The organism is Streptomyces sp. Da 82-17 (genome assembly GCF_046098215.1).
Classification (GTDB): Bacteria; Actinomycetota; Actinomycetes; order Streptomycetales; family Streptomycetaceae; genus Streptomyces.
Genome location: NZ_JBJURH010000017.1, coordinates 28,409 through 43,880, shown reverse-complemented (window position 1 = coordinate 43,880; position 15,472 = coordinate 28,409). Strand labels below are relative to the sequence as shown.

General features: G+C 71.1%; 11 protein-coding genes. 4 read left to right on the top strand and 7 right to left on the bottom strand.

Going from position 1 to position 15,472, the window contains the following annotated elements; translation table 11 throughout:
• Nucleotides 1–73: 73 nt before the first annotated feature.
• Entirely contained in the window at nt 74–1,399 is a 1,326-nt protein-coding gene (locus ACIDOF_RS25980; protein WP_409008512.1) for a UDP-glucose dehydrogenase family protein, read from the bottom strand.
• A 175-nt stretch (nt 1,400–1,574) separates the two neighbouring features.
• Here ACIDOF_RS25980 and ACIDOF_RS25975 point away from each other — a divergent pair, with 175 nt between their 5' ends.
• Entirely contained in the window at nt 1,575–2,732 is a 1,158-nt protein-coding gene (locus tag ACIDOF_RS25975; protein ID WP_409008511.1) for an acyl-CoA dehydrogenase, read from the top strand.
• Between the two features lie 71 nt (nt 2,733–2,803).
• On the opposite strand, the gene ACIDOF_RS25970 is transcribed toward ACIDOF_RS25975, so the two are convergent.
• The gene (locus ACIDOF_RS25970) at nt 2,804–4,048 is read right to left on the bottom strand and encodes an LCP family protein (protein WP_409008510.1); all 1,245 of its coding nucleotides are present in this window, start codon (nt 4,046–4,048) and stop codon (nt 2,804–2,806) included.
• A 108-nt stretch (nt 4,049–4,156) separates the two neighbouring features.
• Between ACIDOF_RS25970 and ACIDOF_RS25965 the strand changes: the two genes are divergently transcribed.
• The gene (locus ACIDOF_RS25965) at nt 4,157–4,705 is read left to right on the top strand and encodes an acyl-CoA thioesterase (protein ID WP_409008509.1); all 549 of its coding nucleotides are present in this window, start codon (nt 4,157–4,159) and stop codon (nt 4,703–4,705) included.
• 28 nt (nt 4,706–4,733) lie between these two features.
• Here the strand turns inward: ACIDOF_RS25965 and ACIDOF_RS25960 are convergent, their stop codons facing one another.
• Complete coding sequence (locus ACIDOF_RS25960) at nt 4,734–6,104, bottom strand: LCP family protein (protein ID WP_409008508.1); 1,371 nt, start codon at nt 6,102–6,104, stop codon at nt 4,734–4,736.
• 237 nt (nt 6,105–6,341) lie between these two features.
• Between ACIDOF_RS25960 and ACIDOF_RS25955 the strand changes: the two genes are divergently transcribed.
• Nucleotides 6,342–7,379: a glycosyltransferase family 2 protein gene (locus tag ACIDOF_RS25955; protein WP_409008507.1), complete on the top strand. Its 1,038-nt coding sequence runs from the start codon at nt 6,342–6,344 to the stop codon at nt 7,377–7,379.
• Between the two features lie 33 nt (nt 7,380–7,412).
• On the opposite strand, the gene ACIDOF_RS25950 is transcribed toward ACIDOF_RS25955, so the two are convergent.
• The 4 genes from ACIDOF_RS25950 to ACIDOF_RS25935 all read right to left on the bottom strand — a co-directional run bounded on the left by ACIDOF_RS25950 (nt 7,413) and on the right by ACIDOF_RS25935 (nt 13,786).
• Entirely contained in the window at nt 7,413–9,086 is a 1,674-nt protein-coding gene (locus tag ACIDOF_RS25950) for an LCP family protein (RefSeq protein WP_409008506.1), read from the bottom strand.
• 71 nt (nt 9,087–9,157) lie between these two features.
• Nucleotides 9,158–11,086 (bottom strand): LCP family protein, encoded by a 1,929-nt coding sequence (locus ACIDOF_RS25945; protein ID WP_409008505.1) that lies wholly within the window; start codon nt 11,084–11,086, stop codon nt 9,158–9,160.
• A 221-nt stretch (nt 11,087–11,307) separates the two neighbouring features.
• Nucleotides 11,308–12,843: an LCP family protein gene (locus tag ACIDOF_RS25940; protein ID WP_409008504.1), complete on the bottom strand. Its 1,536-nt coding sequence runs from the start codon at nt 12,841–12,843 to the stop codon at nt 11,308–11,310.
• A gap of 190 nt (nt 12,844–13,033) precedes the next feature.
• A complete protein-coding gene (locus ACIDOF_RS25935; protein WP_409008503.1) occupies nt 13,034–13,786 on the bottom strand; it encodes a TIGR03089 family protein in 753 nt (250 codons plus the stop codon).
• 160 nt (nt 13,787–13,946) lie between these two features.
• On the opposite strand from ACIDOF_RS25935, the gene ACIDOF_RS25930 reads away from it, so the two are divergent.
• Entirely contained in the window at nt 13,947–15,467 is a 1,521-nt protein-coding gene (locus tag ACIDOF_RS25930; RefSeq protein WP_409008502.1) for a peptidoglycan recognition protein, read from the top strand.
• Nucleotides 15,468–15,472: the final 5 nt, after the last annotated feature.

Sequence of the window (15,472 nt, the reverse complement as noted above, 5' to 3'; positions counted from 1 at the left end):
ATCGCCCGAACGGCTCGTCCTCGAGCGCCGGACGGGCTGAAATCAGCCCACCGACACCGGAGTTGCTCCGCGATCAGGCCGCCGGACGTCCCATCGCCCGGTACGTCCACCCCGCCTCGCGCCACAGCGTCGCGTCCAGGGCGTTGCGGCCGTCGAGCAGGACGCGTCGGCCCGCCACCGCGCCGAGCTCCGCCGGGTCGAGCTCGCGGAACTCGCGCCACTCCGTCAGGTGCAGCACGACGTCCGCGCCCCGCACCGCGCCGAGCGCCGACCCCGCGTACCCGAGGGTCGGGAAGACCTGGCGGGCGTTGTCCATGCCCTTCGGGTCGTAGACCGTGACCTGGCCGCCCTGGAGGTGGATCTGCCCGGCGACGTTCAGCGCGGGGGAGTCGCGTACGTCGTCCGAGTCCGGCTTGAACGTCGCGCCGAGGACCGCGACCCGCTTGCCGAGGAAGGAGCCGCCGCCGAGCGCCTCGCGGGCCAGCTCGACCATGTGGCCGCGGCGCCGCATGTTGATGGAGTCGACCTCGCGCAGGAACGTCAGGGCCTGGTCGGCGCCCAGCTCACCGGCGCGGGCCATGAAGGCGCGGATGTCCTTGGGCAGGCAGCCGCCGCCGAAGCCGATGCCGGCGCGCAGGAACTTCGCCCCGATCCGCTCGTCGTACCCGATGGCCTCGGCCAGCTTCACCACGTCGCCGCCCGCGGCCTCGCAGACCTCGGCCATGGCGTTGATGAAGGAGATCTTCGTGGCGAGGAAGGAGTTGGCTGAGGTCTTCACCAGCTCGGCCGTCGGGAAGTCCGTGACGACCAGCGGGGAGCCCTCGGCGATCGGTGTCGCGTACACCTCGCGGAGGAGCTTCTCCGCGCGTTCGCTCTCGACGCCGACGACGAGCCGGTCCGGGTGCAGGGTGTCCTGGACGGCGAATCCCTCGCGCAGGAACTCCGGGTTCCAGGCCAGCTCGACGCCCTCCGGCAGCACCTCGGTGAGGCGGGCCGCCGAGCCCACCGGGACCGTCGACTTGCCGACGACCAGGGAGCCCTCGCGGGCCACGGGGGCGAGCGAGGCGAAGGCGGCGTCGACGTAACTCATGTCGCAGGCGTACTCGCCGTGCTTCTGCGGGGTGTTCACGCAGACGAAGTGCACGTCGCCGAACGCGCCGAGCTCCTCCCACGACGTGGTGAAGCGCAGCCGGCCGCTGGAGCCCTCGATGCCCGCGACGTGCTTCTGCAGCAGCTCCTCCAGGCCGGGCTCGTACATCGGCACGCGGCCCTGCGAGAGCAGCTCGATCTTCTCGGGCACCACGTCGAGACCGAGCACTTCGAAGCCCAGCTCAGCCATGGCCGCTGCGTGCGTGGCGCCGAGATAGCCGGTGCCGATCACGGTGATCTTGAGGGCCATGAAGCTGCTCCAGAGGTTTCCGGGGAAATGCGCTGCCCGAGCATAGTCCGGGCCGTGGCGGGGGACTGAGCCGCCGTGGGGGAGCTGTCGGGAACCTCACGTATCCCGAATCGGGCCCGGGCCCTAAAATCAGGGTTACTTAACGGTAGTTAGCGCTCTTGGGGAGTGAGAGATCTTGGCGGGTACGACCGATTTCGACCTGTACCGTCCGGCCGAGGAGCACGAGATGCTCCGTGAGGCGGTGCGTGCGCTCGCCGAGGCGAAGATCGCGCCGTTCGCCGCCGCGGTGGACGAGGAGGCCCGCTTCCCGCAGGAGGCCAGGGACGCCCTGACCGCGAACGACCTGCACGCGGTGCACGTACCGGAGGAGTACGGCGGCGCGGGCGCCGACGCGCTCGCCACGGTCATCGTGATCGAGGAGGTGGCCCGCGCCTGCGCGTCCTCGTCCCTGATCCCGGCCGTGAACAAGCTGGGCTCGCTGCCGGTGATCCTCTCCGGCTCCGAGGAGCTGAAGAAGAAGTACATGGCGCCGCTGGCCAAGGGCGACGCGATGTTCTCGTACTGCCTGTCCGAGCCGGACGCGGGCTCCGACGCCGCCGGCATGAAGACGAAGGCCGTCCGCGACGGCGACCACTACGTCCTGAACGGCGTGAAGCGCTGGATCACCAACGCCGGCGTCTCCGAGTTCTACACCGTGATGGCCGTCACCGATCCGGAGAAGCGCTCCAAGGGCATCTCCGCGTTCGTCGTCGAGAAGGGCGACGAGGGCGTGTCCTTCGGCGCCCCGGAGAAGAAGCTCGGCATCAAGGGCTCCCCGACCCGCGAGGTCTACCTCGACAACGTCCGCATCCCCGCCGACCGCATGATCGGCGCCGAGGGCACCGGCTTCGCCACCGCGATGAAGACCCTCGACCACACCCGCATCACCATCGCCGCCCAGGCCCTCGGCATCGCCCAGGGCGCCCTCGACTACGCCAAGGGCTACGTCCAGGAGCGCAAGCAGTTCGGCAAGCCGATCGGCGACTTCCAGGGCGTGCAGTTCATGCTCGCCGACATGGCCATGAAGATCGAGGCCGCCCGCCAGCTCACCTACGCGGCCGCCGCGAAGTCCGAGCGCGGCGACGCCGACCTGACCTTCCAGGGCGCGGCCGCCAAGTGCTTCGCCTCGGACGTCGCCATGGAGGTCACCACCGACGCCGTCCAGCTCCTCGGCGGCTACGGCTACACCCGCGACTACCCGGTCGAGCGCATGATGCGCGACGCCAAGATCACCCAGATCTACGAGGGCACCAACCAGGTCCAGCGCATCGTCATGGCCCGCAACCTGCCGTAACGGCACGGGAGTTGTACGCGAAGGGCCCCGCCGGACGTGCCGGCGGGGCCCTTCGCATGTGCCGCGGAGGCTCACTCGTCGCTGACGGTGACCTTCTCGTCGTTCTTGAGCTGCTCGACCAGCTGCTGCAGCTTGGCCTTGTCCCAGACCAGGTTGCCGTTGACGCTGCCGGAGACCGGCATGTTCATCGACTTGCCCTCGCCGCCGGAGACGCTCTTCATCGCCCAGAACATCTCGGCCAGGTCGAAGAGGCTCATGTCCTTGTCCACGACCAGCGTGTCCAGGCCCGCGCCCATCGTCGGGTACAGCTTGAACGGGTTGATGATCGTCGACGGGGTGGCCGTCTGGTTGGCGAGCGCCGAGAGGAACTTCTGCTGGTTCTTCGTCCGGTCCAGGTCGCCGCCGGCCAGGCCGTAGCGCTGGCGGACGAAGGCCAGGGCCTGCTCGCCGTTCATGGTGTGCGTGCCGGGCTCGAAGTCCGCGCCGGACTTCTTGTCCTTCATCGGCTGCTCGACCTTGATGTCCACACCGCCGACCGCGTCCACGATCTTGGCGAAGCCGCCGAAGCCGATCTCCGCGTAGTGGTCGATGTGCAGACCGGTGTTGTGCTCGACGGTACGGACGAGGAGCTCCGGGCCGTCCTCCGCGTACGCGGCGTTCAGCTTGGTGGTGCGGCCGGTGGCGGGGTACTTCTTGCCGGAGTCCGAGCCGACGAAGGACGGTATCTCCACGTTGGAGTCACGCGGCAGCGAGATCAGGGTGTCGCCGTTGCTGCCGGTGTGCAGGATCATCATCGAGTCCGTGCGCTTGCCCTCGGCCGAGCCGGTGTGCAGACGCTTCTTGTCCTCGGCGGTCATGCCCTCGCGGCTGTCGGAGCCGACGATCAGGTAGTTCGTGCCGTCGCCCGCCTCGGGCCGCTCGATCACCTTCGCCAGGTCGACCTCGCGCTTGAGCTGCGAGTCCGCCCAGAAGTACGTGCCGACGCCCCAGACCAGGACGACGACCAGGAGCGTGACGAGGATCCGCTTGAACCGCCGGCCCCGGTTCGGCGCGGGACGGGTGTCGTATGGGTCGTCGTAGTAGCCGTCGTCACGGCCGCGGCCACGGCCACCACGGCCGCCGCCGTAGACCTGGCCCTCGCTGTAACCGTCGTCGTAGCCGTACCCCTGCTGCTGGGGCACGGCCGCCCGCGGCGGGGCGGCGGGGGGACGGGGGGCCGCGCCGCGCTGCACGTGGCGCATCACGCGGGCGCCCTCGGGCTCCGGGCTCGCGCTGCCGCGTCCGTACCCCTGGTCTCGGTTGGGCCAGTCATTCATGCGCACCAGTGTGCAGGTCTCGACGAGGCGCCCCACAAGCCCCCCGGGGGCTTCTGGGCCCGGCTGTTGCAGAGCTGATGCAAAGCGCCCAGGCATAAGGTGGACGGCATGACAGACCAGGCCCGTAACGCGGAGGCGGATATTCCGGGCAAGCCGACCGCGGCTTCCCGGACCACGCTGAGCCACATCATGACCCACAACGACACCAACCTCCTGGGCACGGTGCACGGTGGCGTGATCATGAAACTCGTCGACGACGCGGCGGGCGCCGTGGCCGGCCGGCACTCCGGCGGCCCCGCCGTCACCGCGTCCATGGACGAGATGGTCTTCCTGGAGCCGGTCAGGGTCGGCGACCTCGTCCATGTGAAGGCCCAGGTCAACTGGACCGGCCGGACGTCCATGGAGGTCGGCGTCCGCGTCCTGGCCGAGCGCTGGAACGAGTCGACGCCCGCCCAGCAGGTCGGCTCCGCCTACCTGGTCTTCGCCGCGGTCGACGCGGACGGCAAGCCGCGGGCGGTGCCGCCGGTGCTGCCGGAGACGGAGCGCGACAAGCGGCGCTACCAGGAGGCCCAGATCCGCCGCACACACCGCCTGGCCCGCCGCCGAGCGATCAAGGAGCTGCGGGAGCGGCGGGTGGCGGAGGGCATCCAGGACTAGCGGTCGGCCCCGGACCGACCGGAGGCGGTCACTTCGACCCGCACACCACCTGGTCCCCGGTGGCCACCCCGAACTCGCCCTGGTACGGGTCCTCCGCACGCACCTTCCGTACGCCCTTGAAGTCCGCGCCCGCGATCACCTTGAGCAGCGAGCCCTGACCCTTGACCGGCTTCAGCTGGGCGCCGGGCAGCGCCGCCGCGAGCGACTTCGCCGAACGGTCCCAGCGCGGGTCGTACGCCACCACCGTGCGCAGCGCGTTCGGCTTGGCGGCGGAGACGGGGGCGCCGGTGGTGCGGAAGCCGGTACCGCGCAGTGCCTTGTCGGCCTTCAGGCCCAGGCCCTGCGTCCGCGTGCCGTTCTCCACCTGCACCCGGATCTGCTGCGGCGCCACGTCCACGGCGAGCGCCTTCGGCCTGCGCACCTTGTACGGGGCGAGCGGCCGGTCCTCGCGCAGGGCCTGGAAGAGCTTGCCGGACTTCACCGGGTCCCACTTGATCGTCGAGCCGATGCCCGGCACCGCGAACCCCATCTTGCCGATCGGCACCGACGTGAACTCCGACGACGCCGGCGTGAAGTTCCGCATCGCGCGGCCCAGGTCCAGCATCTCGTCGGTCCCGAAGCTGCGGTCGGCGCGCACCGAGCCGAGCACCGTCTGCGAGACGTCGCGGAACTTGACCGGGTTCAGGAGCACCCCGGACGACGTGGCCTTCGAGATCAGCGCGGCCATGAACCGCTGCTGCCGCTGCATCCGGCCCAGGTCCGCGGCCCCGTCGATGTGCCGCGAGCGCACGTACTGCAGCGCCTCCCCGCCGTTCAGCTGGTGCCGTCCCGCCGGGAGGTTCAGCCCCGTGTACGAGTCCTTCATCGGCCCGACCGTGCAGATCTCCACGCCGCCGACCGCGTCCACCGTCTTCATGAAGCTGGTGAAGTCGACCTCCAGATAGTGGTCGATCTTCACCTTCGTCATGTGCTCGACGGTCCGCACCGTGAGGCCCGGCCCGCCCTCCGCGTACGCCGCGTTCAGCTTGAGCGGGTGGGTGTGGTGCTTCTCTCCGGAGTTCTGGTCGGTGTGCGTGGGGGCCTCCGCGTACGAGTCGCGGGGCAGGCTCACGATGCTGGCGCGGTCCCGGTCCTCCGAGATGTGCACGATCATGATCGTGTCCGTGCAGTGGCAGGGCGCGCCGCCCAGGCGGTACTTCTTGCGCTCGTCCTCGGAGATCTTGTCCCGGCCGTCGGTGCCGACGAGCAGGAAGTTGGTGCCGTCGCCGCCGGAAGGCCGGTTCTTCATGTCCTTGAACGGGTCGACGCGGGAGATCCCGCCGTCCAGGCCGGTGACCAGCGCGTGCCCGATGCCCGCGGCCCCGAGCACCACCATGGACAGCGTCGTGGCCACCCGCATGGCCCACCGCGGCTTCGCCGGCGGCCGTCGCCTCCCGCGAGGCGGCTGCTGCGCCTGCGGCCGTGGCCGCTGCCGCGGGGGACGGGCGGGATGGCGGGGCGGACGGGACAACGCGGGACACCTCCGCGGAACGGGCGCAGGAACGCGTGCAACCGTATTGCGATACGAAATGCGGCCCGGGGCAACGACCCGGATGGCGCGCGTTCGTGTCCCCCGTTCGCGGTAACGTGACGTCTGATGAGCGAGAAAATCAAGGAGTCCGAGGTGCAGGCCCCCGCGGTTTCGGTGATCATGCCCGTCCTCAACGAGGAGCGGCACCTGCGGCACGCGGTCGAGGCGATCCTGAGGCAGGAGTACGCCGGCGAGATGGAGGTCGTCGTCGCGCTCGGCCCGTCCACGGACCGCACCGACGAGATCGCCGCCCAGCTGGTCGCCGAGGACCCTCGGGTGAAGACGGTGCCCAACCCGACGGGGCGTACGCCGGCCGCGCTGAACGCCGCGATCAAGGCGTCGACGCACCCGATCGTCGTCCGCGTCGACGGCCACGGCATGCTCTCCGCGAACTACATCGCGACCGCCGTCCGCCTCCTGGAGGAGACCGGCGCCCAGAACGTCGGCGGCATCATGCACGCCGAGGGCGAGAACGACTGGGAGCACGCGGTCGCCGCCGCGATGACGTCGAAGATCGGCGTCGGCAACGCCGCGTTCCACACCGGCGGCGAGGCCCAGCAGGCCGAGACGGTGTACCTCGGCGTCTTCCGCCGCGAGGCCCTGGAGCAGCAGGGCGGGTACAACGAGGAGTTCATCCGCGCCCAGGACTGGGAGCTGAACTTCCGGATCCGCGAGGCCGGCGGGCTCATCTGGTTCTCGCCCGAGCTGAAGGTCTCGTACCGCCCGCGGCCCAGCGTCAAGGCGCTCGCCAAGCAGTACAAGGACTACGGGCGCTGGCGGCACGTCGTCGCCCGGTACCACGAGGGCTCGATCAACCTGCGCTATCTCGCGCCGCCGACCGCGGTGTGCGCCATCGCCGCGGGCACGGTCGTGGGCGCGCTGCTCACGCCGTGGGGCTTCGTGATCCCCGGCGGCTATCTCGCGGCGATCGTCGCGGGCTCGGTGCCGGCCGGCAAGGGGCTGCCGCTGAAGGCCCGGCTGCAGATCCCCGTGGCCCTCGCGACCATGCACATGTCGTGGGGCTGGGGCTTCCTGACCAGCCCGCGCTCGCTCGCGAAGAAGGTCATCGCCTCGCGCCGCCCGGCGGTCCTGAAGCAGGCCTGACCGTACGGCCCCCGCTGAACCCGAACTTCCCCGCTACCAGGTGAAGTTCGGGTTCACGTGCATGCAGGCCCCGTCGTCCGCGCCGTTCATCGCCTCGGCCGACTCCGGCGTCCTGTCGTCCTTCGCCTCCGGCTTCGGCGGTACGTCGCCGGACGGCCAGTCGGCGCCCACGACGAGGGTGACGCCGGTGACGTCCTTGGACTCCTCGACCGAACTCATCGGCAGGCCGAGGGACTTGGCGACCGCCTGCGCGTCCCCTTCGAGCTCGGCGCTCGGGAACCGGACCACCGTGCGCTCCTGCCGCGGCGCCGTCGACTGGTCCGCCGCCGCCCGCGCGTACCCCTCGCCCTGCAGCACCGCCGCCACCGCGGAGGCGCGGCCCGGGACCGACGGGGTGGTGGCGGTCGCCGTGCCGTTGACGACCCGTACGCCGATCTCGGCGGGCTCGGCGGCCGGGTCGTCCGAGACGGACTCCTCGCGCTGCTTCTCCCGCTCCTTCTTCTTGGCCGGGTCGTCCTTGCCGTCGAGCGCCACGTCGTCCCGCACCAGGCGGAACAGCTGCTCGGCGTCGCCCGGCTTGGGCTGCACGCGGACGCCCACGTATTCGTACGGCATGGTCGTCATGGTGATGCGCTCGGGCGGCACGCGCTTCAGTTCGTTCGACAGGTCGTAGAGCTTCTTGACGGTGTCCAGGCCCTCGTCGACCTCCAGGGCCGAGGTGGCCTCCTCGGCGAGCCTGCGGAGCTTGTTCGGGCTGCTCAGGGTGGCGTTCTCGCGCAGCTCGCGGACCATCGAGTTCATGTACATGTGCTGGGCCTTGGCGCGGCCGATGTCGCTGCCGTCCTCGAAGCCGTAGCGGGTGCGCAGCCACTGCAGGGCCTGCTCGCCCTGGATGTACGTCGTGCCCTTCTTCAGCTTCAGGCCCGAGCCCTCGCCCTTGCTGTTGCGCGAGTGGATGTTGGCGTCCACGCAGACCGGGACGCCGCCGATCGCGTCCGCCATCGACACCACTCCGGCGAAGTCGACCATCATGAAGTGGTTGATGTGAATGTTCGTCAGCTTCTCCCAGGCCAGCACCGTGCAGCCCGGACCGCCGCGCCCCAGGCTGGCGTTGGTCATCATCCGGCCCTGCGTCTGCGGGTAGACCTTGCCGGTCTCGGGGTCGGTGCACTCCGGCATCTGCAGCAGGGTGTCGCGCGGCATGCTGATCACCGACATGTTGCTGCGGTCCGCGGAGAGGTGGAGCAGCATCTGCACGTCCGCGAGCGGCGTCCCGTTGAAGGTCTCCTTGGCGCCGCCCAGCTTCTGGTTCTCGGCGTTGTCCCGCGCGTCGGAGCCGATGAGCAGGATGTTGAGCGGGGTCTGCCCGGCCGCGTTCGGCGTGGCCTCGGGGGCGCGTTCGCCCTCGGGCATCGGGGAGACGTCGATGTTCCCGTTGAGGTGCTCGTAGTAGAGGTATCCGGCGGCGGCCGTGCCGAGTATCAGTACGGCGAGGACGATCGCGAACCAGCGCAGCACGCGGCGGCGCCTGCGCGGGGGCCGTCCGCCGCCGTCACCCTCGCGGCCCCCCGACCGCTCGCGTGCGTCGCCGTCGCCCTTGTTCTCGCCTTCGTCCTCGTTGTCGTAAAGGCTCTCGTCCCAGCCCAGTTCGTCGGCGCCGCGCTGCTGCGGCACCTCGTCCGTTCTTCGTACGCTGCCCTGCCTCATGCCCCTAGCCCCTCCCCGGGCCCGGCCCGCCCGGGTGGGCGCGTGGCCGGGCCCGGGATGGAGCGCGGATGCTACTTGGCGCAGACCGGCTTGTCTGCCTCGACCTTCTGAATCCCCTCCGGCGCCTTCGACGGAGCGGAGATGGGCGTACCGGCCTCTTCGAAGTCGTCACCGAGGACGAGCTTCATCGCCGGCAGGCCCTGAGAGTTCTGCTCGCTCTTGCCCGGCTTCATGGCGGAGGCGGGCAGGCCCATGATCTCGGCGAGCCTGCGGGCCTGGTCGGCCTGGTCGGGGGCGTACTCCAGGGTCGTCTTCGCCTGCGGCTCGGGTGCGTTGCCCAACTGGCTGGACTTCAGGACGCCTTGCTCGGTCTGCAGCCAGGTGACCGTGGACTGAGCGGCGCCCGCGGTCTCCGAGCCGTTGTAGATGTTGACGCGCACCTCGGAAGCGGCGGACTTGGGGCCCTTGAGGCGGGCCTCCTCTTCCTTCTTCTTCTGCTTCTTCACGTCGGTGAGGGACTTGTCCGCGCGCAACATCGCGAACAGCGGCTTCGCCTTCGGGTCGTCGAGGACGACGGTCGCCCCGTCGGTGTTGTCCCTGACCGGCGCGGTGACGAACGAGATGTTCTCCAAGTCGGCCTTGCTGAGCTCGAGTCCGAGGTCCTTGAGCTTGTTCAGGTCGGAGATCTTGGAGTCGACGGAGAGCGCCTTGGTGGCCGCCTCGGCCAGGTCGAGCATCTTGCCCGGGTCGGTCAGCGTGTCGTTCGACTTCATCTTGCGCATCAGCGACGTGAGGAACTGCTGCTGCAGCTTGATCCGGTCGAGGTCGCCGCCGAAGCCGACCGCGTGCCGGGTGCGGACGAACGCGAGCGCGTCGTCGCCCTTCACCACGTGCGGGCCCTTGGGCAGATTCAGGTGCGACTTGGGGTCGTTGATGTCCTTGGCGAGGCAGATCGGCACACCGCCGACGGCCGTGGACAGCGTCTTCACCGCGTTGAAGTCGGCCACCATGAAGTGGTCGATCTTGATCCCGGTGAGCTCCGTGACCGTGCGCATCGTGCAGCTCGGCGTGCGGCCGCTCTGGCCCAGGCTCTCGTTGAACCGGGTCTGGCTGGTGCCCGGGATGGTCTTCTTCGTGCCGTCGGCCTGGGTGGTCGGGCAGTCCGGGATGTCCGTGATCATGTCCCGCGGAATGCTCAACGCGGTCGTGTTCGTACGGTCCTTGGAGACGTGCAGCAGGATCGTGGTGTCCGCGTGCCCCGCGCTGCCGGCGTCGCCGTAGCCCGAGTTGCCCTTGCCGGTGCGCTTGTCCGTGCCGATGAGCAGGACGTTGATCGGGCGGTCCTTGCTGAAGCCGCCGGTGCCCGCGCCGTCGTCGTCGATGGACGTGAGGTTGTCGTTGAGGTGCTGCCAGTACAGGTAGCCGCCGACGCCGGCGATCAGCAGCACGAGGACCAGGACGATGAGCGCCCAGCGGACGACCTTCTTGCCCTTGGACGGCCGCGGCCTGGGCCTGCGCCTGCCGGTGGTCGGCGGAGCCTTGTCGTCCGGGCGGCCGCGGCGCCTGCTGCGCGGGCCGGGCACCTCCCGGTTCGTGGTCTCCGGCTCGTCCGGCTCCTCGGGCACGCGGGGGCCGCGCGGTCCGCGGGGCCCGGCCGGTCCGGTCTGGATGCCCGAGCCCGGGCCGAGGGGGCCGCCGGATCCGCCGGGCGCGTCCGGTCCGGTGGGCCCGACGGGACCCGTGGGGCCGGTGGGGCCCGTGGGGCCGGTGGGGCCGACGGCTCCGCCGACCGTCGGGAAGCGGCGGGTCGTGGCGGAGAAGCGCGGGCGTTCACCCGGAGCCGGCTGCTCCACGCCCGGGGATCTGCGGGGCGCCGGAATGCCCGACGATTGCCCTGCGGAGGGGCCCAGTCGCAGTTCGTAGTCGCCGGTCTGCGGGTTCAGTACCCACTGGTCTGCGGGGTCGATGTTCTCCGCCCGCCCACGGCCTTGCGCGTCCACGGTTGCTTGAGTCCTCCGTCGGGGCCACGCGGCGCCTCCCCCTCCAAAGGCGCCCGGTCACACGTACGCGGTGCGTGGCCACGGGGTGGCCGGACGCACCGGATCGCTCACGCTATCCGACCAGTTCAGCCACCGGCGACGGCGGTGACAAATTCCACGTCCCTACAACTGGGCAATACGGGCCTTAACCGGCCCCGGGTTCTCCTCGTTTGGTGACGCTTTTACTCACAACTCGTTCTCGCGGCGGTGTTTCCGCGGAACGTGGGCTCCGGACTCGGTGAACGCGAGGGGTCCTCGGCCTTGTCGTCGCCGGTCGCGCGGGGGGTGATCCGGTCCACGCCGGAATCACGGCCTCCGGCCTTTTCGTCGTCCGAGCCGCCCCCGCCGTCACCCCGGCCGCCCCCGGACGAATCCTCCTCGAATCCCCCGGATTCCTCGGACTCGGAGGCGGAATCGCTCTCGGAGCCGTCCTCCGAATCCTTCTTCCCGCCCTCGGAATCCCGCTCGCGCGGGGCGACTTGGACAGGTGCGTCGTGCCGCAGCCGGTCGAAGAGCCGCCCCGCGTCGGGCTGGACGAGCTCGTCCCGGTTGGGGTCGTAGGTGTACGAGCGACGGGGGACCGTGAGGAATTGCACCCGGTCTGTGGGGATGTTGCGCATGCTGCGCACCAACTCGTACAAGTCGGTCAAACCGGCGAGCGCGGGGTCCGTGGTGAGCGCCGACGTGGCCGCGTCGAGCACCGGGTAGAGCCGTGTCGGGTTCAGCAGGACGCCGTTGCTCTTCACCTTGTTGACGAGCGCCCCGAGGAACTGCTGCTGGCGGTCCATGCGTTCGGTGTCGCTGCCGTTCCCGATCGACTTCCGGGCGCGTACGTAGCCGAGCGCCTCCTCGCCGTTCAGCTTCTGCCGGCCGGCCTTGAGCCTGAGCTTGGCGCCCTTGTCGTTGATCGGCTCCTTGAGGCAGACCTCGACCCCGTCCACGGCGTCCACCATCTTCTTGAAGCCCTGGAAGTCCACGATCATGTGGTGGTCGACGCGGATCTTGGTGAGCTTCTCGACGGTACGGATCGTGCAGGCGGCCCCGCCGAACTCGAACGCCCAGTTGAACTGGGCGAATTGGGCGCGGGTGCGGGAGCCGTCGGGCCTGCGGCAGCCCGGGATGTCCACCATCAGGTCGCGCGGCAGGGACACCGCGGTCGCGCTCTTCCGGTCGGCGGCGAGGTGCAGCAGGATCGTGGTGTCGGACCGCTGCGTGCCCGGGTCGCGGCCGTAGGGGCGGTTGCCCTTCCCGGAGCGGGTGTCCGAGCCGATGAGCAGGATGTTCTGCGCGTCGTGCACGGCGGGCTCGGGCCGCTCCCGCTCGTACCGCTCCAACTCGGCGGCGGTGCCGGTGTCCTGGGTGATGTTGCCTTCGAGCTTCTTGTAGAGACTCCAGCCGATCCCGGCCGCCGCGAGCACGACCACCGCCACGCCGAGGGCGGCCCAACGGAGCCAGTGGTGGTGCGGACGGGCGCCCTCGCCGTCAGGGGCGCCGTCTCCGTCGGTCGTGCCGTCGCCGTCGCTGTCGCCGTCTCCGGTGCCGCCGTCGTCGGAGGGCTCGGGCGGTGTGTCCGAGGGAGGGAGCCGGCCGGTGTCGACGGGTGCGTCCGCTATGTCGGCCGCCTGCTCCCCGCTGCCCTCGTCCGCCGTCCGACTCGCCTCAGACACGTCGTCGGCCGGCTGGTCCGGTTCGGCGGGGGTGCCTGCGGTGTCGGTCACGTCGTGGTCCACCCCTCGTGGCATAGGCAGCGCGGCGGCGCTCCCCTCGAAGCGCTCCTACGACCATGACCCGCCGCCCCCGCCCCGCGCCTGCGCACCGGGCCCCGACCTGCGCCGGACGGGTGGACTTTCCACGTACCGGAACACGCGCCGGACACGTGCCGAACGGCGCACGGGAAAGCGGGGGAGGTCAGTCGACCGTGAGCGTGACCCGCTCGCTCTCGATCCGCTTCTCCAGGCCGCCTTCCGCCACCTGCTCCAGGTTCCGGCACAGCACCACCGAGCCGCCGGCCGCGAGCGCCGCGAACAGTCCGGCCGACAGCCCCTCCCAGGTGTCGTACGAGCGCCCCGTCAGCAGGCGGCCGCCGGGGCCGAGCCCGAGCTCCGCGGCGTCGGCGAGCGCGCGCCGCACGACCTCCGCACCGGTCAGCTCCACGCCGTCGACGGCCAGCGCGGGCGCGTCCGCGTCGACCGGGGCGTACGGCGCGAAGCGGTCGCCCTGGCTCGGGACCTCGACCGCGTAGTCCATGAACCCGTCCGGCGGCTGCGGGAAGCGGCCGCCCAGCGGGCGCAGCGCGAGGGCGACCCGCTCGCCGGAGCAGGCGCGGGCCGCGTCCAGGGAGTCGGGGCCGCTGACGACGAGGTCGGCGTCGGCCGCCGCCCCGCCCACGTCGGCGAGCACGCCGACCGAGGAGCAGGCGAGCAGCCAGACCGCGGTCTGCCAGTGCGCGGGCAGCAGCAGCGCGAGGCGGTCGCCGGGCTCGGCGTTCAGCTCGTCCTGGAGCAGATTGGCTGTCTTGGCCACCCAATTGGCGAAGGTGGCGACGGACAATTCCACGCGTTCGCCGGTGGCGTCGTCGTAGAACGTCACTAGGGGGCGGGCCGGATCGGCGGCGAGCGCGGATCGCAGCAGGTCGGCGGGGGTGCGGTCGGTCGCGTTCACAGGCGCAAGGGTACGCGCGGACGGCGGGCCGCGTCCGCCCGGTCGGCGCAGCGGAGCGACCGGATCGGGGCCGACGGCCCGTCAGATCCCTTCGCCGGGCGTACATCCCGATGTGTCCCACGAAGTGCGGGTATGCCCGGTCTGCCGCACGATCGACGCCATGCGTGGATACCTTGCTTCCTCGATCGGCGTCGCCTGTGCGGCGGCCCTGGCCCTGCCGCTCGCCGTGCCGCAGGACGTACGTGCCGCCGCGGCCCCGGCGGCGGAGTCGGCCGCGGGTTCCGTGCCCGGCTCCACCCAGTCGCTTCCGCTGACCCCTCTCACCTCCGAGCGCTCCTCGGGCGGCGCCCCGGCGCAGGGCCTGACCCGGCGCGACGTACGGCCGTTCTCGCTGGTCGGCGTCGTCTGGGACGACCCGTCGGCCGAGCTGCACGGCCGCGTCCAGGTCCGCACCCGGGCCACCGGCACCGGCCGCTGGTCACACTGGCAGGACGTCGACACCCACAACCAGGAGCACTCCGCCGACCTCGACAGCCCCGAGCGGGCGGGCGCCAAGCTGCACGGCTCGACGGCGCCGCTGTGGGTCGGCGACTCGGACGGCGTGGAGATCCGGGTCGAGAGCGCCCCGGCCGACGGGGACCGGCACGACCACGCGGCGGAGCGCCCGGGAGCCTCCCGGCAGGGCGCGGCGGACGACGGCGTCACCGCGCAGGCCTCGGCGTCCGCTTCGGCCCCCGCCTCGTCGGCCGTCTCCACCGCCCACTCCCACCCGAACTCCCCCTCTGCCGCGCACTCCGTCGCCGGGCCGCCGGCCGCCGCGGTGCAGGCGGTCCAGCCGCTGCCGAGCGGGCTCCGGCTCGAACTCGTCGACCCCGGCGAGGACCCGCCCGCCCAAGGCCCGCAGTCCGACACCGCGAAGTCCCCGGCGCTCAGCGCGGAGGGCGCGGCCAGCTCGGCGGTCAACGCGGACCTCGCCGAACTCGGCGCCTCCGTCATCCCCGCGCTGACCAAGGAGCAGACGGAGAGCGACCTCGTCGAGTCGCGCGGCATCGTCCAGGCCGCCGCCTCGAAGCCGTACATCGGGCCGCGTCCGCGCATCGTCACCCGCAAGGGCTGGGGCGCGGACGAGAAGCTGCGCGAGCGGAACTTCGTCTACACGAAGTCGGTGCGCGCGGCCTTCGTGCACCACAGCGCGTCCGGCAACAACTACAGCTGCTCAGAGGTCCCTTCGCTGCTGCGCAGCATCTACCGCTACCACGTCAAGAGCAGCGGCTGGCGGGACTTCGGCTACAACTTCGCCGTCGACAAGTGCGGAAACATCTACGAAGGACGTGCCGGAGGTGTGGCCAAACCCGTCCTGGGGGCCCACACTCTCGGTTTCAACAGCAACAGCATGGGCATCGCGGTCCTCGGCACGTACAGCAACGACAACCCGCCCGAGGCCGCGGTGACCGCGGTCGCCAGGCTGACCGCCTGGAAGCTCGGGCTGTACGGGGCGAACCCGCGCGGCACTGCCGTCCTCAAGTCGGCCGGCAGCAACCTCTACAAGAAGGGTGCGAACGTCCGCCTCAACGTGATCTCCGGGCACCGCGACGGCTTCGCCACGGAGTGCCCGGGCGGACGGCTGTACGACAAGCTCGGCACGGCCCGCGCGTCCTCGGCCCGCTACCAGGGCCGGTGAACCCT

What these genes read in the sequence shown, in the direction of transcription:
- ACIDOF_RS25980 (WP_409008512.1), bottom strand. Translation starts at nt 1,399, where the DNA reads ATGGCCCTCAAGATCACCGTGATCGGCACCGGCTATCTCGGCGCCACG.
- ACIDOF_RS25970 (WP_409008510.1), bottom strand. Translation starts at nt 4,048, where the DNA reads ATGAATGACTGGCCCAACCGAGACCAGGGGTACGGACGCGGCAGCGCG.
- ACIDOF_RS25965 (WP_409008509.1), top strand. Translation starts at nt 4,157, where the DNA reads ATGACAGACCAGGCCCGTAACGCGGAGGCGGATATTCCGGGCAAGCCG.
- ACIDOF_RS25960 (WP_409008508.1), bottom strand. Translation starts at nt 6,104, where the DNA reads ATGCGGGTGGCCACGACGCTGTCCATGGTGGTGCTCGGGGCCGCGGGC.
- ACIDOF_RS25955 (WP_409008507.1), top strand. Translation starts at nt 6,342, where the DNA reads ATGAGCGAGAAAATCAAGGAGTCCGAGGTGCAGGCCCCCGCGGTTTCG.
- ACIDOF_RS25950 (WP_409008506.1), bottom strand. Translation starts at nt 9,086, where the DNA reads ATGAGGCAGGGCAGCGTACGAAGAACGGACGAGGTGCCGCAGCAGCGC.
- ACIDOF_RS25930 (WP_409008502.1), top strand. Translation starts at nt 13,947, where the DNA reads ATGCGTGGATACCTTGCTTCCTCGATCGGCGTCGCCTGTGCGGCGGCC.